We start from the raw sequence: 20,533 nt of genomic DNA on the forward strand, positions 1-20,533 counted from the left end.
CCGTGGTGCAGCTTCAAAAAACGGTGTTTAATATTTTCCCGTGCCTGCGGTAATCAATGTCCGGGATTCCGGAACAGTCTCGACCGCCTCAGTGCACGTCTCCGGTTCATTGGAGGAGGGGAGCTTTGCGGCGCTGGCATCCTCCTCCAGCTTAAATTTTGCAATTTCGCGCTGCAAAGCCTGTGCCTGCGCGGCCAGCTCCTCACTGGAGGCGGAGCTTTCCTCCGCGGTGGCCGCATTCGTCTGAACAACGGTGGAAACCTGCGTCAGTCCCTCACTGACCTGCTCAATGGAGGCCGCCTGCTCAGAGGAAGCGCGTTCTATTTCCTGCATTGCCTGCACGACCAAATCGGCTTTTCCGGAAACGTCGGCCAGACGCGCAAGGGTATCCGCTGCCAGCTTTTCGCCTTCTGCCACCGTGGATACGGATTTTTCAATCAGGTCGGCGGTTTGCTGCGCGGCCTCGGCGGATTTGGCCGCGAGGTTTCTAACCTCGTCGGCGACAACGGCGAAACCCTTGCCGGCGCTTCCCGCACGGGCGGCTTCGACAGCGGCATTTAGGGAAAGAATGTTTGTCTGGAATGCGATGTCTTCCACCAGCTTTGTAATCTTTGAAATCTGCTGGGAGGAGTCACCAATCTCTTTCATGACGGTGTTAAGCCGCTGCATATACTCGTTGCTGACTGTGGTACTCTCACCAACCTGACTAACGTATTCAGAGGCTTTTTTCACGCTGAGGGCATTGCTTTCGGCCAACTGAGAGACGCTGGAGATAGAGGAGTTCAACTCTTCCACGGTTGCAGCCTGCTCCGTTGTTCCCGCCGCCAGAGCCTGCGCTCCGCTGGAAACCTGTCCTGCGCCTGTGTCAACCTGATTTGAAGCCTCGTTAATGGCGGAAAGCACGTTGTTGAGGGATACGGCGGTTGATGCAAAGCTTTGCTTGATCGGCGCAAAATCACCTTCATAGTCCAAATCGACCTGTATTCTCATGTCCCCATCCGCGAGAAGTTCCAGCTTGGCTCCGATGTCCTGTATGTACGACAGAATTTTTCCATTCGCACTCCGAATGCTGTCAGCCATACGGCCAAGCTCATCCTTGCTCTTATAAGTAACCTGCGCGCGCATATTGCCTTTTTCGATCTCTTTGTATACGCCCTCAATTTCCTTTATAGGCCGTGCAATCGATCTGGTAATTGCAACAGTTACAATAATGCAGAAAAACAGTGAAAAAAGCGCCGAGCCAGCAAGAACAGCCAGTGAAATCATTCTTGTCCGCGCGGCCTGCGCGTTAAGCTCACTCATGCGGGTGTTGATGGTTTCCGCGACCTCGTTTACAACATCCCCAACTTGTGAGGCGTTGGGAATATACTCGTCAATCAATAGTTGTTTGCCCTGCTCTAACGAATCGGCAGTGCCGCGCTTTGCATAAGAAAGCAGTACCTGCTGGTAGGTCGCGTTTTTTTCCATAATCTGATCAAGGCTCGCTAAGGTTTCCTCGCTTGCACCGGAGGCAGCCTTGAAATCCACAAGCACCGCGTCAAGTCCCGCCTGCTCGGATGCAATTTTGTCCATATATTCTTGCTTCTTGGTTGCATCGTCAGTCAGGAATGTCAGCGTCATATACCGTTGCAGGGATATGTTATATCTGCGCAGCGTCCAGACATTTACGGTGTTTGGAAGCGCATCGTCCTGATATCGGGTAATCTGCGAATACAAGGTATTCAGACTAAACAGGGAAATGACGGTTGAAATAATCAGCAGAGCAAAAACGGTTCCGAATCCAAGGGTTAATTTTCTGGAAATCTTTAAATTTCTCATAAACATGTCCTCCATAGCCAAAGTTGTTATATTTTTTGTGTTTATAGTGTCAAGCTCTTTTTGCTTTGCGGAAAAGGGGAGACTTTTTGCCAGAGTGCTTCCAAGAAGGCAAGGGTTGCCGTTTAACAAAATGAAAATAGCGGGTATTGCATCAATCTCCGTTATTAACAGGGTTTAAGAAACTGGTAAAAGTTTTAAAACAAGATAATAAGCAGCAACCATGCTTCATGTAAAAACGTTACAAAACAATATTTAATATTCAAAAATCAAAACAAAATGTATCATATGCTTTTAAATGTTAATTGTCAATACAACAATATCAGTGGGTTTTACAAGGAAACACCATATATAATGCTGAAAATTGCGATTTAAAAAAATAAACGTTAAACAAATAACGAAAAAGTTGGTGACCTGCATAAATTGCAGGTTTTTTATTTTAAAAATTTGGAGGCTGTGCGATGATTTTGAGGTATTTTGGTTAGGGATATTTAAAGATTTTTGATAAAAATGCGGATAAATGTGGATTAAGAATACTGAGGAGCTTTTTCAACAGGCAATGTTTTTGACATTGTCACAAGGCGTGCGGTTTCGGTAGGCTGCCAGTTCCATCCGTAAATTGCAACTCCGATTCAACCAGACAGCCAAATTTTGCAAAAAATCGGCAGAGCCTCCGAAAATGGAGGCCCTGCCGGAGCATTCAAGGGAGATGATTGCGGAGCTTAACGCGGCTCTCCGCCCAGATAGACGATTTCCACGCTTTTTGTGTTGGTCAAATACACCAGGGAGGGGTAGCCCACGTCAAATTCCAATACGTCGCCTACCTTAATTTTGTCCTTTACATCCTCCACATCCAAAATGGTGTGGTCTGAAGAGGCACCTAAAATTTCTACCCCGGGAAGTCGGGGCCTGATGTCGGCAAAATCACCGTAATCCACCCGGCCAAGGGCCACCAGGGCCCGCCGCCGGATGCCCCGGTCCTCGTAGCTTGCAATTTTGCCGAAGGCGTCCACCGTCAGCTCTCCCACTGGGAAGCTGGGCTTGTCCCGGCATTCCACGACCTCTGCTTTGAGGGTAAATACGTCCTTGTGGGTAAAGTCCGGGCTGCACCCGTAAATCTGTCCGGTGAGGACAATTTCCCCCAGACGGAGCAGATTCATGCGGCAGGGCATGGTCCCGTTCAGAACCATGTACATGGAGGTGGACGCACCGCCGCTGACGTACTCCAGAGGGCGGCCGATGGCTTTTTCCACGTCCGCCGCCAGAGAAACCAGCCCCTGCATATTTCTGGAGTTGGGCTTTACGGAGCCATAGCAGCTGAGGTTGACGCCCACGCCGATCAGATGCAGATTTTTAAGGCTGTTTTCGATTTCCAAAGCCGCATCCACCACTTCCTCCGCATCCCAAAAGCCCTCCCGCAAATCGCCAAGGTCAATCATCAGCAAAACCTGATGAATTTTACCCTGCCGTTTTGCCGCGGCGTTCATGGCACGGATCACGGTAATCTCGCTTTGCAGGCTGGCGTCGCTCAGGGCCACCGCGTCCTCTGCCTCTGAGAGCATGGGAACGCGAATCAGCATCAGCGGCGCGTCAATTCCGGCGGCGCGCAGGTCGCGGAGCTGATCGATGCGGGAGGTGGCCACAAATCGCACGCCGCTGCGGGCAAATACCCGCGCCACTTTTGGAAGCGCCGTGGCGCCCTTGACAACGCCGGCGACCTCCACACAGGAATCCTGGCAGCGCTCGATGAGCGCTGCCAGATTCTCCTGCAATTTATCCAAATCAATCTCCAACAGGGGATAGCGAATTTGGTTTGCAGACATAATTCTGTTCCTCTACTGTTCGTTTCAATTACTTAGCGGCCTTTTCCAATTTGGCGCGCCGCTTTTTGGTGGCAAGACGGACACCGTCCATATCGCAGGTGGTCAGGCCCATATAAGCCATGATGACCACGACAATGGGCATCAGCCAGTTAAACACGGAGTAGACGCCATACTGGGCCACACCCACGCCTAGTGTGCTCACAATGAACACGCCGCAGGTATTCCACGGAATCAGAGCGGAGGTAACGGTGCCCGCGCCCTCCAGAGCGTTGGACAGTGCCTTGGGGTGCATGCCCATCTTCCGGTATTCCTCGGCATACATCCGGCCGGGAACCACAATGGAGATGTACTGCTCGGGCATGGTGGCGTTGGAAATGATGCAGGTGGCCTCGGTGAGGGTGACCAGAGAGGCCGGAGTTTTGGCAAGCGCTTTCAGCTTGTTGACAATGACCTCCAACTGGTGCGTATACTCCATAATGCCGCCGAACATCATGGCGATAATGGTCATGGAGACGGAGAACATCATGTTGATCAGGCCGCCGCTGGTAAGCAGATTGTCGATGGACTCTACGCCGGTGTTGCACTCATAGCCGCCCATGCCGCAGGAAAAGAGGGTGCCCAGGGTGCAGTCCGGCTGGAAAATCAGGCCGCAGATGGCGCCGGAAAGAATGCCCAGAGTGATGCCGGGAATGGCGGGAACCTTGCAGGCCACCGCCACAATGACGATCACGGGGGGCAGCAGTAGAATCGGGCTGACATGGAACAGTCCGCCCAGTGCATCGGAGAGAATCTGCACCTGGCTCAGATCGGCTTCGCCGCCGTGATATTGGGTAAAGCCCAGGACGCCATATACCACAAGACAGACTACGTAGACCACGGCGGTGGGCAGAATCATAAATTTGACGTGAGTCATCACGTCGGTGCCGGCCATGGCGGGGGCCAGGTTCGTGGTGTCGGACAGGGGAGACATCTTGTCGCCGAAGTATGCACCGGAAATGACCGCGCCCGCGGTCATGCCGGGGTCCATACCAAGGCCCATGCCAATGCCCATCAGGGCCACGCCCATGGTACCCATGGTACCCCAGGAGGTGCCGGTAGCCAGGGAGGTGACGGAGCAAATCAGCAGTGCTGCGATAAAGAAGATGCTGGGCTTGAGAACCATCAGACCGTAGTAGATCATGGAGGGCACAACGCCCGAGTCAATCCACACGCCGATCAGAATGCCGATGATGACCAGAATAATAATGGACTGCAACGCTTTGTAAATGCCGTCCATCATGGACTTTTCAATGTCCTCCCACTTGTAGCCAAGATACAGCGACATCAGAGCGGCGCCGATCACGCCGATGAACATGGGAACGTGGGGGTCCACTCCGTAGACAACAATGCCAACCGCCAGAACGATCACCAGGAACAGCATGGTCAGCAGGGCCTCCCACAGTTTCGGCATTCTGGGTTCTCTTACCTTGTTTTCTCCACTCATCGTTTTACCAACCTTTCTTCACTTTTCATTTCGATTTCTGTTGATCGCCAATGTATTCGTTCAGAGGTATGCTTTTACGGTAATTGGTGAGTTCTTCTCTTCGATGAAATAACCGACATTTGCAGGCATGCCGCCCTTTTCTCTCCGAAAACCACTCATGCAGGGGTTCGGGCGCTAACAGACCGGAGCTGACCTCTTCCCCGCGCCGATAAAGCGGCCTGCGGAGAAGAGGGGCTGCCGGGGGAAGGGCTTTACCAGCCCAGCTTGGTCATGGCGTCGTCCACGGCCTTGATTACAATGTCAATCTCCGCCTCGGTGACAATCAGGGGAGGCACGAAACGAAGCACGTTCCCGTTGGTGTTGTTGATCAGAACGTTGCTGTCCTTGAAGCACAGGTCCACCACCGGCTGACCGGAGGGCTGATTCAGCTCGATGCCGTCAATCAGGCCGAGACCACGGATTTCCTTCACGGCGGTGGGATGCTTGGCGGCGATCACGTCCCGCATCTGCTGGCGGAAGTATTCACCCACCTTTGCGCAGTGGTCGATGACGCCCTCATTGAGCATCACGTCCAGCGTGGTGGCAGCCAGAGCGCAGGCCAGGGGGCCTCCGGCAAAGGTGGAGCCGTGGGTACCGGGAGTGAGGGTCTGGGTGGTTTCGCCACGGGCGCAGACCGCGCCGATGGGAACGCCGGAGCCCAGCGCCTTGGCCATGGAGCAGGTATCGGGCTCCACGCCGTAGTTCTGATGGGCAAACAGCTTGCCGGTGCGGCCGGAGCCAACCTGCACCTCGTCGAACATCAGCAAGATGCCCTTCTCGTCGCACAGGTCCCGCAGGCCCTGCAAAAACTCCTGAGAAGCGGGACGAACGCCGCCCTCGCCCTGCACGGGCTCGGTGAGGATGCCGCAAACATACTCGTCCATCAGATCCTTCACGGAGTTCAAATTGTTGAACTCGGCATAGCGGAAGCCGGTGGGCAGGGGCTCGAAGAAGCGATGGACGGCATACTGGCCGGTGGCGGTGGCGGTGGCCAGTGTGCGGCCGTGGAAGGAGTTCTTCATGGTGATAACCACGAAGCGCTCGGGATGGCCGTGGTCCTTGGCAAACTTGCGGGCCAGCTTGATCTGGCCCTCGTTGGCCTCCGCGCCGGAGTTGGCAAACATCACCTTGTCAAAGCAGCTGTTCTCAACAATCAGCTTGGCGGTCTGCACGGCGGGCTCGTTGTAAAAATAGTTGGAGCAGTGCAGAATCGTCTCTGCCCGCTCCCGCAGGCACTTTGCAATGGCGGGATGGCAGTGGCCCAGACCGTTGACGGCAATGCCGCCCACAAAGTCCAGATATTTGTTGCCATCCTTGTCAAAGACATAGGCGCCCTCGCCCCGCTCCATGGAGATGGGCATACGGACGTGATTGCCGTACAAATACTTGTCACCGGCCTCGATGACCTCCGCGTTGGACTTGTAGAGCTCAATCATGGTGGTTCCCTCCTTGTAGTTATCTGAAATATTATTTTGATTATTTAATGCCCGCGCTGGGCCGCTCCGTCCCCACGGTGGTGCCGATGCCCTCGTCAGTAAAGGCCTCGTACAGGATACTGTGGGGCTTGCGCCCGTCGATGATGTGCACGCTGCCGACGCCCTCTTCAATGGCCTGCACACAGCAGTCCACCTTGGGAATCATGCCGCCAGCGATGGTTCCCCGATCCTTGAGCATCTGAACGTCTTTGGTGTTGAGATAGCTGATAACGTCCCGCAGCTTGATGTCGTTGCAAAGGCCTTCAATGTCCGTCAGCAGCACCAGCTTTTCCGCGCCCAGCGCGCTGGCAAGCTTGCCTGCGGCGGTGTCGCCGTTGATATTGTAGGTGTGCCCCTGCCCGTCGGTCCCCACGGGAGCAACCACGGGGATAAAGCCTGCGTCCAGCATGGCGAGAATGGAGGTGGGGTCCACGTAATCAATGTCGCCCACAAAGCCCAGCTCCTCGCTGCGCTTGTGGCAGTGATAGATGTCCCCGCTGACGCCGGACAGGCCCACGGCCTTGCCGCCAAGCTTATTGATAAAGCCCACCAGCTCCGTGTTTACCTGACCCACCAGCACCATCTCTACCACCCGCATAATGTCCTCGGAGGTGTAGCGCAGGCCGCCGATAAACTCCACGGGGATGTTCAGCGTCTCCAGCATTTTGTTGATGCCGGGGCCGCCGCCGTGGCTCAGCACGGGCTTCAGGCCCAAGAGCTTAAGCATCACCACGTCGTGCAGCACGGCGTCCTTCAGCTCTTCGTTGATCATGGCGTTGCCGCCGTATTTGATGACGACGATTTTACCGGCATATTTTTGCAGGTAGGGCATCGCCTCCATCAAGGTTTCCACCTTGCTTGCGATGTTGGTCATACGTCCCCTCCTTAAGAGCGATAGTCGCCGTTGATCTTCACATAGTCATAGGTCAAATCGCAGCCCCAGGCCTTGGCCTGCCCGTCGCCCTGATAGAAGCGAACAATGATGGTGATATCATGCTCGGTGAGGATTTCCTTGGCCTTTTCCTCGCTGAAATCGGTGCCGAAGCCATCCTTCATCACCTGCACCTCGCCGGCGGCGCTCTTGATGATGCAGTCTGCCCGGGTGGGGTCCACGTCTGCGCCGGAATAGCCGGCGGCGGCCATAATGCGGCCCCAGTTGGCGTCCCGTCCGAAGACGGCGGCCTTGAACAGCATGGAGCCCGCGATGGACTTGGCCACCAGCCGCGCGTCGTGCTCAGTGGGCAGGCCGTAGGACTCCACCTCAATGAGGTGGGTGGCACCCTCTCCGTCGGAGGCAATGCGCCGGGCAATGTCGATGCAGATGTACTCAACCAGAGCCGCCAGAGCCGCCTTGTCCTCCTCCGTTTTGATTTCCACGCCGGAGGCCCCGTTGGCCAGCAGGAAAATGGAGTCGTTGGTGGAGGTGTCTCCGTCCACCGTGCACATATTAAAGCTCTTGTCCACCGCAGCGGAGAGCATTTTCTGCAAATCTGCGGAGTCAGCCTTGGCATCGGTGGTGACATAGGCCAGCATGGTGGCCATGTTGGGGTGAATCATGCCGGAGCCCTTGGCCATGGCGCCGATGCGGATGGTGCCGCCGGAGAGGGTGAGCTCATAGGCGGATTCCTTGCGCATGGTGTCGGTCGTCATGATGGCCCAGGCAGCCTCGGTCCCCTTATCGGCAGACAGGTTGGGCACCACGCGGCGCACGCCGTCCAGCACCTTATCCACAGGCAGGCGCTGCCCGATGACACCGGTAGAGCAGACAAACACCTCGTCTTCGCCAAGGCCCAGAAGCTTTTCCGTCTCCGTTTCCACCAGTTTTGCGTCCCGGATGCCCTGCTCGCCGGTGGCGGCATTGGCGTTGCCGCTGTTGATGACGATGGCGCGGGCCTTTCCCTTTTTAAGAATCTCCCGGCCCAGAATCACCGGGGCGGCGCAGAACTTGTTGGTGGTAAAGCAGGCCGCGCAGGCGCAGGGCTGCTCGGAGTACAAAACGGCCACGTCGGGCTTTTCTTTTTTGCGGCTCTTGATCCCCGCGTAAACAGCTCCGGCCGTAAAGCCCTTTGGAGCGGTCACTCCACCCTGAATCACTTGATATGCCATATGCATGACTCCTCTCTGAATATGAATGGGAAGCAAACCTAAAAAATTATGGATACATGGGGGGGACCAGAAGGCCGGTGGTTTCCGGCAGGCCCATGATGAGGTTCATGTTCTGGATGGCCTGACCTGCCGCGCCCTTACCGATGTTGTCGATGACGGAGCTGACAATCAGGCGATGGGTCCGCGCGTCATACACGGGGGTCATGGCGCACAGGTTCGTGCCGTAGACCCACTTGGTCTGCACGGGCTGGCTGGCAGGGAAGACCATGACAAACGGCTCGTCCTTGTAAAACTCTGAATACATCTGATAGAGCTCGTCGTTGGTATAGTCCCGGTCCAGCGTGGCGTAAATGGTGACCTCGATGCCGCGGACCTGAGGCAGGAGGTGGGGCTGGAAGTTAATGTACTGCCAGGTTTCCGGCTTCATGGTGTCCCGGCCGGTAATGTAGGCGATATTCTGCTCAATTTCGGGGGTGTGGCGGTGGGATGCAGCCAGGCTGTATGCGCAGAAGTTATTCTCCGCCTCGGTGAGCAGCTTGTTCAGCCCCGGGCGGCGGCCTGCGCCGGTATAACCGCTCTTGGCGTCGATCACAATGGTGTTTTCCACAATATGGCCCGCCTTCAGCATGGGCTGAAGCCCCAGTGTGGAGGCAGTGGGATAGCAGCCGGGGTTCGCAATCAGGTTTTTGCCCCGGGCCAGATCGCGCATGACCTCGGGAATGCAGTAAACGGCCTCCCGGGTCATTTCGGGATCGGGATGCTCCGCGCTGTACCACTTGTTCCAGACCTCTGCGTCCCGGAAGCGGATATCTGCGCCGATATCGATGAGCTTCTTGCCCTCGCCCAAAACAATTTTAGCAAACTGAACCACTTCGCCGGAGGGGACAACAATAAACACAACGTCGCTCTCCCGGGCAGTAAGACGTACATTTTCCTCCGTCAGCTCCATGATGTCCTTGTCATAAAAGCCGCGCAGAGCGGGATGAGATTCCTGAATTTTGCTGCCCACCCCAAAGGTATCCAGTACGTTGACAAGCTCCCCCTCGGGATGATTGACCATCATCCTAAGAAGCTCCCCACAGACATAACCCGTGGCGCCGATGAACGAATAGCGAACCATGACACTTCCTCCTTTTTATCTTGCCAAAGCCGAAAAAACAGCTTTAATTTGGGAATTGGCACAGCTAACTGTTGAAATCCCCTAGCATGTATTGTATAGTTTAATGAAGAAATAAGAAAGCGAATTATTTTTTTACATAACATTCTGATTTGGAATGTAAAAGGGAGTTGGAAAATTTTTCATGAGTATTCGGAAATACATCGCCTATCTGCGGACCATTGAAACCGGCAGCATCACGCAGGCGGCAAATGATTTGGGCTATACGCAGTCCGCCGTGAGCAAAATGATTGCGGATTTGGAAGATCTGTGGCAGGTGACGCTGCTGACCCGCAACCGCTCAGGCATCGAGATCACCTCGGAGGGTCAAAATCTTTTGCCGAAGCTTCAGGAAATCGTCAGGAATTACAGGGATTTGAATTTTGCGGTTTCGGAGCTCCATGGAGTTCACTCCGGGCTTTTGCGGGTGGGCTGCTTTACAAGCCTGTCCACCAGCGTGCTGCCGTCGGTCCTGCGCCTGTTTCATGAGAAATATCCCAATATCCAGATTCAGCTCTTCACGGGGGAATACAGCGACGTTTCCGAGTGGCTGCGCCGGGGCATGATCGACTGTGGCTTTCTGGCTATGCCCGCCGCGGGAGAATTTGAGGCTACCTACCTCTTTCAGGATTCTCTGGTGGCCGTGCTTCCCCAGGAGCATCCCATGGCCGACGAGCCCTGCTTTCCCGTCAGCCGTCTGCCGGAGGAGAGCTTTGTAAACCTCAAAGAGGTGCAGGATTATGAAATCACCCAATTTTTGGACCATCTCAGGGCCTCACCCAAAACCATCTATGAGGTGACCAGCGACTTTGCGCTGCTGTCTATGGTGGAGTGCGGCCTGGGTATGAGCATTGTGCATGATTTGATTCTGCGGCCCAACCGCTACAATATTGTTCGCCTGCCTATGGATATCACCCAGTTTCGGGAGGTAGGCATCGCCCTCAAGCGGGATGTCACGCCCTCGGCGGTTACATCCCTGTTTTTGGAGCACGTGGTGTTCTGCATGAAAAAGTCTGCCTTTCTCGAGGGAATGAACTAAAGAGTAAAAGTGGCGGAATGCGGGAAGACCCGCTTCCCGCCGCTTTTTTTAATATGCTCCGCCCGAAAATAAAATCTTAACTCCCGGAGGGAATAAAACGCCCGATGACGCCGGCCACGTTGCTGATGGGCATGGTCTGCAAATAGACGCGGCCCGGCCCGGTGACCACTGTGTTGAACAGGCCTTCGCCGCCGAAAATGGCGTTTTTCACACCGGGAACAGTCTGGATATCCATGGAGCAGGTGGCGTCCATGGCGGCAAGATAGCCCGTGTCAACTACAATAGACTGGCCTGCCGCCAGATCGTATTCCATCACATGCCCGTCAAACTCGGCAAAGACAATGCCCCGGCCCGACAGCTTCTGCATAATGAAGCCCTCGCCGCCGAACAGGCCTGCGCCCAGCTTCTTGCGGAAAAACACCGACAGCTCCACGCTTTCTTCGCTTGCCAGAAAGCCGCTCTTTTGCAGCACCAGCTCCCGGCCCGGCCCGATTTCAAATACCCGGATGTCGCCGGGAAAGCTGGAGGCAAAGGCAATCATTCCGGGGCCGCCCTTGGCGGTATAGCGGTTTTGAAACATGCCCTCTCCCGCAAACATCCGGCCCAGCGCCTTACCCATTCCGCCGTTGGAGGTGGTTTCCATCTGCATGTTGGGGCTCATCCAGCTCATGCTGCCCCGCTCGGTAATCATGCTTTCTCCCGAATTGAGCTGGCAGATGACCACGGGCAGGGTCTGTCCTTCAATTTTGTATTCCATAATTCGCTCCTTCTACATTTGATTCGGCGGCAGGTGCCTCCAACCGGGGCGTGACCTTTACCGCTGTCCTTCTGGGGCGGATAATCAAGTAAAACCCGCGTGCAGGCCCTTAAGGGTTTACTTTTATTTTAATCCGTATTATCCGCTATTCCATTGCTCACGTCAATATATTTCGTGAAAATATTCAATCAATCGTGTATAATATTTTTGCGAAAAATCGCGCCTTCTTTTGTGATATTTAATAAATTCCCTTATACAAAGACAAAAATTCAATATTTGTGCTTCGTAAAAGAGAAGGCTTTAAAATTTGCTATGATAAATTATACTATTATTGTGTATTTTTTACCACGATGCGGTTCAAAAGAAAACCACTGTAAGCCCCTGCGTTTGGGGTGCTGCGCTATGGAGGAACACCTTATTCGTCTCCGTCCAGCTTGAGAACGGCCAGAAATGCCTCGGTGGGGACCTGAACGGTGCCCAGAGAGCGCATTTTCTTTTTGCCCTCCTTCTGCTTTTCCAGCAGCTTTTTCTTTCGGGTGATGTCGCCGCCGTAACACTTGGCAAGTACGTCCTTGCGCATGGCCTTCACCGTCTCCCGGGCAATGACCCGGCCGCCGATGGCGGCCTGAATAGGGATTTCAAAAAGCTGGCGGGGAATGTTGTCCTTCAGTTTTTCACACAGCCGCCGTGCCCGGGGATAGGCCTTGTCCCGGTGGGCGATGAAGGACAAAGCATCCACATGGTCGCCGTTGAGCAGCAGATCCACCTTTACAAGGTCGCTGGGCCGGTAGCCGGAAAGCTCGTAGTCCAGCGAGGCATAGCCCTTGGTGTTGGCTTTCAGGGTGTCAAAAAAGTCGTAGATGATCTCGTTGAGCGGCATTTGATAATGCAGTTCCACCAGATTTGTGTCCAGATATTGCATGTCCTTGAACTCTCCCCGCCGGTTCTGGCACATGGGCATGATGTTGCCCACATACTCGTTGGGGCTGATGATGGACACCTTCACATAAGGCTCCTGCGCGTCCAGAATAGCGGCGGGGTCGGGGTAGTTATGAGGATTGTCCACGGTAAGCTCCGTCCCGTCGGTTTTCGTCACGTGATAGATAACAGAGGGAAGGGTAGTCACCAAATCCAGGTCAAATTCCCGTTCCAGCCGTTCCTGAATCACCTCCATGTGCAGCATTCCCAAAAAGCCGCATCGGAAGCCAAAGCCCAGCGCCGCAGAGGACTCCGGTTCAAAGGAAAGGGACGCGTCGTTCAGCTTGAGCTTGTCAAGGGCATCCCGCAGGTCGGGGTACTCAGACCCGTCCTCGGTGTAGATGCCGCAGTAAACCATGGCTTGGGCGGGCCGATAGCCGGGGAGCGGCTCTGCTGCGGGGCGCTCTGCACCCGTCACCGTGTCGCCCACCCGGGTGTCCTTCACATTTTTGATGCTGGCGGTGAAATAGCCCACCTCGCCGGCCTCCAGCGTGTCGCAGGGCTCCAGCCCCAGGGGCAGCAGATGGCCGCATTCCACGATGCCGTACACCGCGCCGGAGGCCATCATTTTCACCTGCATTCCCGGGCGGAGGGTTCCGTCCATCACGCGCAGATAGACCACCACGCCCCGGTAGGCGTCGTACTGGCTGTCAAAAATCAAAGCCTTCAGCGGTGCGGCCCGGTCCCCCTTGGGAGCGGGGACGTTTTTCACCACGTCCTCCAGCACCGCGTCAATGTTAATGCCCATTTTCGCTGAAATCTCCGGCGCGTCCATGGCGGGCAGGCCGATAATGTCCTCCACCTCCTGCTTCGCCTTTTTGGGGTCGGCGGCGGGCAGGTCGATTTTGTTGAACACCGGTAGAATTTCCAGATTGTGCTCCATGGCAAGGTAGGTGTTGGCAAGGGTCTGGGCCTCCACGCCCTGCGTGGAGTCCACCACCAGAACGGCGCCTTCGCAGGCGGCAAGGGAGCGGGAAACCTCGTAGTTGAAGTCCACATGGCCCGGGGTGTCGATAAGGTTCAGCTCGTAAACCTCGCCGTCGTTGGCCTTGTAATTCAGCTTCACAGCCCGGGCCTTGATGGTGATGCCCCGCTCTCGCTCCAAATCCATGTTGTCCAGAAGCTGGCTGGACATCTCCCGGGCGGAGACGGCCTCGCATTTTTCAAGCAGCCGGTCGGCCAAAGTGGATTTGCCGTGGTCGATGTGGGCGATGATGGAAAAGTTGCGGATATGAGACTGGTCGGTCATATATGGAAAGCCTCCTTGGCGCCTGCCCCACAGGGGTTGCGGCGCAATTTACGCGAAGATTTTTTCGTAGTCGTAGTTTACCACAAAGGCGTGGAGCGCGTCCAGCCTCTCGCGGTAATTCTCCTCCGTCAGGCGGTATTCGTCCCCGGGCATGGCCTGAGACATGGCATAGGTCACCCGGCCTGCCACATGGATGTGGTCGGCGTAGTTTTCAAGATCGCAGATGGTGTCCGTGTCGGTCAAAAAGCATTGGAGGTCTGCATTGTCATAGGGGAGCAGCGTCTCCGCCGTGCGGCGCAGCAGGGAGAACACCGCCTCGGTTTCCCCAAGGCGCTGCATTTTGTCCCAATAGAGAATGCTGTACGGCGAGAGGAAAAAAACAAACTGCGTATCGGGATGGGCCTCCAGCCAGCTTGTCACCACCATGAGATTTTTGTCGCAGTCCTTTAAAAACGCGTCCGCAGGGAGGGGCGTGTCCGCAATTTCAGGCCGCTCGTAGCTGCCAAGGGCCAGCTCCCGGCTGAAATACAGGCTGCCGTCCCACATGAACGCGTCCTGTAAGGGGAGCGTCTGCCCCTGCGTCTTTTCTCCCGCGGCGTAGACGGCGCGAAGCAAGACATCCTTGCTGAAAAGATACTCGGCGTCGTTCCACGGGTTGTCGTCATAGAGATAGGCAGGAAGCTGATCCGGCGCGTCCGATGCAGGACGGGCCAAAATGTTGGGGTCCAGACCAAAAATCACCCGCTTCACGTCCTGCCGCGCATAGGCGTAGTCCAGCGCCTGTGTAAACTCGTGGAATCCGCCGTTGGGAAAGGTCACCTTGACGGTGGAGGTATCATAAAACACGTCGAACCAGAAGGGGCGGTAATTGGCGGCAAGGGACGTGCCCATCAGCACTGTTTCATAGCTTTGGCTTCGCAAAAGGCCCGCCGCCTGATAGCGCTCGTCAAACCAGACCTCTCCCTCCGGGTCCGGGGCACGGTAGTGGAAAAAAGGGTCCACTGCCCGCACCGTTCCGGCGCAGAAAAATAGAATGGACAAAAAGCCGGCCAAAAGCCCAACGGCCCAGCGCTTTTTTGCATTTTTCACAGCGCCCTCCTCAAAAATTCGCATAGATAAATGTCGTTACTCCGGAAAACGACAGGGCTGCCCACGCCAAAAGGATGCAGCACACGGCGCACCGCAACCCGGTGGGCCGGAAGGTGTCCATCCTGCGGACGGTATTTCCCGGCTTCAGTGCGGCAAGCAATGCGATGAAAAACACCGCCGCCAGCAGCAGATTGCCCGCGCTTGGGCCAAGCCCCAGTGCGGAAAGGGCTGTCGTCTCCGAGGGGAGCAGATTTTCCGTCAGGAACGCGGGGATTCCCGCGCCACCGGAAAATGCACTTCGTAAAAGGGAAGCCGCCGCCGCCAGAGAGGGGGCTCGGAAAAAAACCCATGCCAGATTGACAAATAAAAACGTCCCCGCCCAGCGCAAAGTCTTGGGCAGGCGGGTAAGCCTCACCCCGGCGGCTCGCTCGGCAACCTGCGCAAGGCCGTGGAGCAGACCCCAGAAGAGAAACGTCCAGCCCGCCCCGTGCCAGAAGCCGCTGACAAGAAACACCAGCAGAATGTTGCCGTAGGTCCGCATTTCGCCCCGGCGGCTGCCCCCCAGAGGAAAGTACAGGCACTCCCGCAAAAATGTGGTCAGCGTGATGTGCCACCGTTTCCAAAACTCTCCCACGCTCAAGGAGCGATAGGGCGAGTCGAAGTTTATGGGAAGACGCAGGCCAAGCAGCCGGGTCGCTCCTGTGGCAATGTCGCAATACCCGGAGAAGTCAAAATACAGTTGCAGGGTATAGCCCAAGATGACAAGCCATGCGCCGTGGGCGGTCAGCCCGTCCAAATGCGCGTAGCCGCCGTTGACCACTGCGCCCAGAGAGTCCGCCAGCAGCACCTTTTTCGCCATGCCAAGGGAAAAGGCATACAGGCCCGCCGCCCGGTCGTCCCAGTCGGGACGGAGAAAGTTTTCGCTCCGAAGCTGGGGAAAAAAACCATCCGGGCGTAGAATGGGGCCGGAGGACACGGTGGGGAAGAACAGGGAGAACAGCGCGAACTCGTCACCCCGCAGCCGCGCGGGTTCCGAAAGGGAAAATTGTCGGGTGCCGACCTCCTTTAAAAACCATAGCTGCTGGAAAGTAAAAAAGCTCAGGCCCAAAGGCGCCCAGCCTAAAGAAACAGCCCCGCCGGTAAAAAACCCCAGATACTTAAAACCCAGCAACACCGCGATGTGCCACGCCGCCGCTGTGAGCAGTACCCGCTTTTTCGGCTTTTCCGGCCCGGATAGGGAAGTCCGCGCGGCGGCAAAGGTCACAAGGCTTCCCAATGCCAGCACGGCAAGACCGAGCATGGCGTGGATGCCCAGCCCCCACAGGTAGAATATCACGGAAAAAAACGTGAACAGCGCGATTCCGGCCGGTCTGCTTTTTTTCGCCGCCAGAGGGCAGAGAACCGCCGTCAGCGCCAGAAGCAGCAGAAAAGACAGAGATTGAAACCCCATTTCCTCACTCTTTCACAAGGGCTGCGGTCCTTGCGTCGGCGCTGTGGAGCACCTGCGTGATGCACTGGCCGCTGCCGGAATAGCTTTTGCTCAGCGTTTCGCCGGTGGTGTCGGGAAAGTCTGTCCGCTGGGCCCGCAAAGTCTCCAGTGAGCGGGCGTACCGCGTCTCCGCCAGCTTCATCCCGGCGGAGGGAAGGCCCATGGACACCAACTCCGCCGGGGCGGAAAACATGGACTCGTTGCCGCCACCGGCTCGGTGCAGACGGCGGAAAAGAATGTAGACGGCGCTTCCCAGCATCTGTGCAGCTTCGTTCACCGCGTCCTTGTCGTTCAGCTTGCCCAAAAGGTCAAACAAAACGCTCACTGCGCCGCCGATCAGCTTGGATTGCAGGGTAGCCAGCACGCTGCCCCGCAGAATATTCCCCTGATCCGCCATGCTGACAAGGTCGTCCTCCGTTAGCGCGCCGCCCTCCCGGGTAAGGGTCCGACCCAGCAAAAAGTCTGCTGAGACATGGTAGTATTCGCAGGCCCGCACCACAAACGCAAGGCCCGGTTCCCGGGCCCCGTTTTCATAGTGGCTCAATAGGGCCTGAGAAATGCCCAGCTCTCCCGCAGCCAACCGCTGGGAAACACCCCGTTCCTGCCGCAAAAGGGACAGGGTCCTTGAAAATTCCGTGTTCATTGTTTCTCTCTCCTTCGCGCTGATTCGCCGTCGAATCATCTTCTCTTTAAAATCAAACTGCACTTGATGCCTGCCCCATGCACAAACCCGGCTGGTGTTGCCGTATTTGCAGGTGAAACTACAAGGCAGTCTCCCATAACCCGCCTCAGGTTTCGTCAATTCCTAGGCACAAAATTACACGCTGTATAGTTTAACAGAAACTATACAGCGTGTAAAGAAAATTCTTACATTACTTAAAACAGGCAGGACTGCTCCGGCAGCTCGCACCGCCCGACGGAACGGAGCTGCTGGGTGTTTTCCTCCGTCAATTGATCGGTGATCGCCATGCGCCGCAGGATGTTTTTCACCGTTTCCTCCAGCGCCGTGCCGGGGGAATAGTCCGCCGGGAAAATGAAGTCCACCCGGCCCTTGGCCAGCAAATCCTCCACCCCCGTTCGGTTGGACGCCTGATACACGGCGATGGCCTGCCCGCCGTAGGCCCGCATCATTTTCATGCAGGGCACGTCGGAAAGGCCGTCCCCTACATAGATCATGTTTGTAAAAGGGACGCGCTTGCCGTCGTCGGGCATGGAGGCGTTCAGGTCCCGGTCGTTGGATACGTCCAGCACGCCCTTGTTGATCCGGTAGACAAACTGGGTTTTGGCTGTAAAATTTACCGCCAGCTTGGGCCAGACCGGACAACCCTGCTCGTCGTAATAAAACTCGCTGGCGTAAATCTCTTTGAACGCCCCGCTGATGGAGCTTCCTTCGATAATTTCCCGCAGGCCGGAGGAGATGACATAGTGCTCCACCTGCACGCCCTGCTCCTCGCCAAAGGCGTTCACCCGGGAAAACCAGTCCTCCACGCCGGGGAACAGGACAATGCTGCGCCCTTTTTCCACCAGCTCCGCCCGGGTAAAGGGCAGGTTTTTCCGACCCGCCTCCCGCAGCATGGTGTACATATAGGCAAGAATCCCGTCCATCCGGTTTTCCCGGCCAAAGCGGTTGGCCTGTTCCCAAAATTCCGCGGGAGCCATTCCAAGGCTTGGAATAAAGGCGTAGTCCTGCATGTCGGTGGTACACAGGGTTTTGTCAAAATCATAGAGAAACGCCGCAATGGGTCTGGTTCCCCGCTGCATAAAAGTCCTCCCTTTCCCGGGCGGAGCCCACAAAAAGGCGAAACCGTCCCAAACCGGCGGCTCCCCAAAAGCCCCCTCGGTTTGAACGGCTCCGTGTGCTCCATCCGTGCCCGTGGCCCGAAAAGCCCAAGCCCCGCCGAACGCATCGCCCGGAGCCCGGTCGCAGGAAAAGCGGAGCGGGGGCAAAAGCCCCTCGTCTCCGTTTCCAGCGGCTTATTCGGACCGGTTGTAGTTCCGTCCGAACTTCAATTCGTCCAACTCAATTTTTTTGGTCGGCTCCTCCGACATGGGGATAAAGGGGTTTCCCTCGGGATAGGGAAATTCGTCGCCCTTTTCCGCTTCCGGCGGGGTGGGCTGCTCCACGCGTTCGGGTGTGCGCTCGGGCGCGGGACGAACCGGCTCCTCGGGCTGCGACCACTCGGCTTGGGAAGACACACTCTGAGCAGGTACGTCTTCTCCGGCGAAAGCCTCCGCCGGAGTGGAAACCCCTTCTGGGTCAGGTTCCTCCTGCTGGAAGGAGCCCATGATGTTGGCCTCGATTTCTCCTGCGGGAATTTCCGGCGCCGACGGGGCTGGCGTGGTTACCTCCGCCTGAGGAAGCTGCTCTAAAAACTGGAGCTGCTGGCGGCACAGGCCGCGCACCCGCTCCGAAAAGGCCGCCAGCTCTCGCTGACCGAGACGCAGACGCTCCTGCATCTCCTCCGCCTCCCGGCGCATAGCCCCGATTTTCTCCTGCGCGTGAAGTTCCCCGTCCCGCAGCATTTGGTCGCGCTTTGCCTCCGCCTCTCGGACGATGGAGTCGGCCATCTTCTGGGCAGTGAGCAGAGTGGCCCGCATGGAGTCCTCCGTGGCGCGGTAATCCTCCACCTTTTCGACCAATACCTTCATTTTTGCCTTCAATGCCGCGTTTTCCTTATACAGCGCGGTGTAATCGTCGGTCACTTCGTCCAGAAATTCGTCCACCATGGCCATGTTGTAGCCGCCCATCACGGCCTTTGCAAACGCATGGCCGGAAACCTCCTGCGGTGTCAGCAATGCAATAACCCCCTCCGCGTCCGCGGGGACGCCGGTTTCATAAATTTTTCTCCCGGGCCCGCCGGGACGACGGCCTTAGAAATAGAGGCCGTTGTTTTCCAGCTCGTCAATCAGATCTCCCTGAATGTCGACATGGTAGGGCGTAATGATGTATGTATTGGCCGCCACCTTTTTGATCTTACCCTCCCCAGCATAAGCCACGCCGGACAAAAAGTCGATCAGCCGCCGGGCTACGTCCTTGTTGGTGGACTCCAGATTCAGCACCACGGTGCGCTTGTCCTTCAAATGGTCCGCGATTTCCGAGGCGTTTTCAAACCGCTCCGGCTTTACCAGAACCACCTTCAGCTGGGTCGTGGCGTGAATGTTGACCACCTTGTTGTGGCGGTCCTCCCCCCGGGAAGACTTGCGATCTTCAAACGCGCTGTCTCTGCGGGACGGTCCGTCAAAATCTTCAAAGTCCTCGTCCTCATCCTCGTAAGGGTGAGTCCATTTTTTCAGTTCATCCAAAAGGCTCATACAGTTCCCTCCTGATTTGCGGCGGGGTACGCCCGGTGGCCAAAAATGGCTGTTCCCACGCGGATCATGGTGGCTCCGGCGCGGATGGCATCGGGATAGTCCCCGCTCATCCCCATCGACAAGATATCGAGTGTATTATCATATAGTTTTTGATTTATGTCAACATAAAGCCTGTCGACTTTTTCAAAATTTGTTAGATTCTCCCCCGGTTTTTTTTCGATGGGGGGCACTGTCATCAGTCCCCGAAGCCGGACATGGGCCAGCTCCTTGGCCTTTTGGGCGGCGGCGGGAATATCCGAGGGGTCATAGCCGCTTTTGGCCTCTTCGCCGCCCACGTTCACCTCCAGAAGAATGTCCTGCACGATTTCCAGCTTTTCCGCCTGCCTTTCAATCTCCTCCAGCAGTGCGTCGGAGCCTACGGACTGTATCAGCGCCGCCTTTCCCACCACCTGGCGCACCTTGTTGCGCTGCAAATGGCCGATGAAGTGGAGGGGGGCGCCGTCGTAGGCGTTTTCTTCCAGCTTGGACACAAGCTCCTGTACCCGGTTTTCTCCCAGCGCGTCGATTCCGGCGGCAATGGCCTCCCGGCAGGCCGCGGCGTCGTTCATTTTGCTGGCCCCAACCAGCGTAATCTCCGCCGGGTCCCTGCCTGCGGCTTTGGCCACAGCTGCAATTTCGGCGCGCACCCGCGCAATGTTTTCTCCAATGGACATAAAAAGCCTT

General features: G+C 56.3%; 17 protein-coding genes. 1 reads left to right on the top strand and 16 read right to left on the bottom strand.

Annotated elements, in window-relative coordinates; genetic code table 11:
• Positions 1-27 precede the first annotated feature (27 nt).
• The 7 genes from ABVS15_RS09095 to argC form a co-directional block, all read right to left on the bottom strand.
• Positions 28-1,818, bottom strand: coding sequence for a methyl-accepting chemotaxis protein (locus tag ABVS15_RS09095; protein ID WP_369283414.1), 1,791 nt, complete (start codon positions 1,816-1,818; stop codon positions 28-30).
• A gap of 719 nt (positions 1,819-2,537) precedes the next feature.
• The gene (locus ABVS15_RS09100) at positions 2,538-3,638 is read right to left on the bottom strand and encodes an alanine racemase (RefSeq protein WP_369283415.1); all 1,101 of its coding nucleotides are present in this window, start codon (positions 3,636-3,638) and stop codon (positions 2,538-2,540) included.
• 28 nt (positions 3,639-3,666) lie between these two features.
• Positions 3,667-5,088, bottom strand: coding sequence for a Na+/H+ antiporter NhaC (nhaC, locus tag ABVS15_RS09105; protein ID WP_369283416.1), 1,422 nt, complete (start codon positions 5,086-5,088; stop codon positions 3,667-3,669).
• Between the two features lie 284 nt (positions 5,089-5,372).
• Positions 5,373-6,596, bottom strand: coding sequence for an aspartate aminotransferase family protein (locus tag ABVS15_RS09110; protein WP_369283417.1), 1,224 nt, complete (start codon positions 6,594-6,596; stop codon positions 5,373-5,375).
• Between the two features lie 40 nt (positions 6,597-6,636).
• A complete protein-coding gene (gene argB / locus ABVS15_RS09115) occupies positions 6,637-7,509 on the bottom strand; it encodes an acetylglutamate kinase (RefSeq protein WP_369283418.1) in 873 nt (290 codons plus the stop codon).
• An 11-nt stretch (positions 7,510-7,520) separates the two neighbouring features.
• Complete coding sequence (argJ, locus tag ABVS15_RS09120) at positions 7,521-8,741, bottom strand: bifunctional glutamate N-acetyltransferase/amino-acid acetyltransferase ArgJ (RefSeq protein ID WP_369283419.1); 1,221 nt, start codon at positions 8,739-8,741, stop codon at positions 7,521-7,523.
• 46 nt (positions 8,742-8,787) lie between these two features.
• The gene (gene argC, locus ABVS15_RS09125) at positions 8,788-9,861 is read right to left on the bottom strand and encodes an N-acetyl-gamma-glutamyl-phosphate reductase (protein ID WP_369283420.1); all 1,074 of its coding nucleotides are present in this window, start codon (positions 9,859-9,861) and stop codon (positions 8,788-8,790) included.
• 181 nt (positions 9,862-10,042) lie between these two features.
• On the opposite strand from argC, the gene ABVS15_RS09130 reads away from it, so the two are divergent.
• Positions 10,043-10,936, top strand: a complete 894-nt coding sequence (locus tag ABVS15_RS09130) for a LysR family transcriptional regulator (RefSeq protein ID WP_369283421.1) — start codon at positions 10,043-10,045, stop codon at positions 10,934-10,936.
• A 76-nt stretch (positions 10,937-11,012) separates the two neighbouring features.
• Here ABVS15_RS09130 and ABVS15_RS09135 read toward each other — a convergent pair whose 3' ends face one another.
• The 9 genes from ABVS15_RS09135 to ABVS15_RS09175 all read right to left on the bottom strand — a co-directional run bounded on the left by ABVS15_RS09135 (position 11,013) and on the right by ABVS15_RS09175 (position 20,523).
• A complete protein-coding gene (locus tag ABVS15_RS09135; protein WP_369283422.1) occupies positions 11,013-11,693 on the bottom strand; it encodes a TIGR00266 family protein in 681 nt (226 codons plus the stop codon).
• Positions 11,694-12,108: 415 nt separating this feature from the next.
• A complete protein-coding gene (lepA, locus tag ABVS15_RS09140) occupies positions 12,109-13,920 on the bottom strand; it encodes a translation elongation factor 4 (protein ID WP_369283423.1) in 1,812 nt (603 codons plus the stop codon).
• Between the two features lie 48 nt (positions 13,921-13,968).
• Positions 13,969-15,009 carry a hypothetical protein gene (locus tag ABVS15_RS09145; protein ID WP_369283424.1) on the bottom strand — a complete coding sequence of 347 codons (1,041 nt, stop codon included), beginning with the start codon at positions 15,007-15,009 and terminating at the stop codon, positions 13,969-13,971.
• Positions 15,010-15,019: 10 nt separating this feature from the next.
• Positions 15,020-16,459, bottom strand: coding sequence for an MBOAT family protein (locus ABVS15_RS09150; protein ID WP_369283425.1), 1,440 nt, complete (start codon positions 16,457-16,459; stop codon positions 15,020-15,022).
• Positions 16,460-16,463: 4 nt separating this feature from the next.
• A complete protein-coding gene (locus ABVS15_RS09155) occupies positions 16,464-17,141 on the bottom strand; it encodes a helix-turn-helix domain-containing protein (RefSeq protein WP_369283426.1) in 678 nt (225 codons plus the stop codon).
• Positions 17,142-17,374: 233 nt separating this feature from the next.
• On the bottom strand, positions 17,375-18,259 hold the full coding sequence (locus tag ABVS15_RS09160; protein ID WP_369283427.1) for an HAD family hydrolase: 885 nt from the start codon (positions 18,257-18,259) through the stop codon (positions 17,375-17,377).
• 213 nt (positions 18,260-18,472) lie between these two features.
• On the bottom strand, positions 18,473-19,294 hold the full coding sequence (locus tag ABVS15_RS09165; RefSeq protein WP_369283428.1) for a DivIVA domain-containing protein: 822 nt from the start codon (positions 19,292-19,294) through the stop codon (positions 18,473-18,475).
• A gap of 75 nt (positions 19,295-19,369) precedes the next feature.
• The gene (locus tag ABVS15_RS09170) at positions 19,370-19,810 is read right to left on the bottom strand and encodes a cell division protein SepF (RefSeq protein WP_369283429.1); all 441 of its coding nucleotides are present in this window, start codon (positions 19,808-19,810) and stop codon (positions 19,370-19,372) included.
• Positions 19,807-20,523, bottom strand: a complete 717-nt coding sequence (locus ABVS15_RS09175; RefSeq protein ID WP_369283430.1) for a YggS family pyridoxal phosphate-dependent enzyme — start codon at positions 20,521-20,523, stop codon at positions 19,807-19,809. The genes ABVS15_RS09170 and ABVS15_RS09175 overlap by 4 nt, the downstream gene beginning before the upstream one ends.
• Between the last annotated feature and the right edge of the window lie 10 nt (positions 20,524-20,533).

The sequence above is a fragment of the Oscillibacter sp. GMB15532 genome, from assembly GCF_041020825.1.
Lineage (GTDB): Bacteria > Bacillota > Clostridia > Oscillospirales > Oscillospiraceae > Oscillibacter.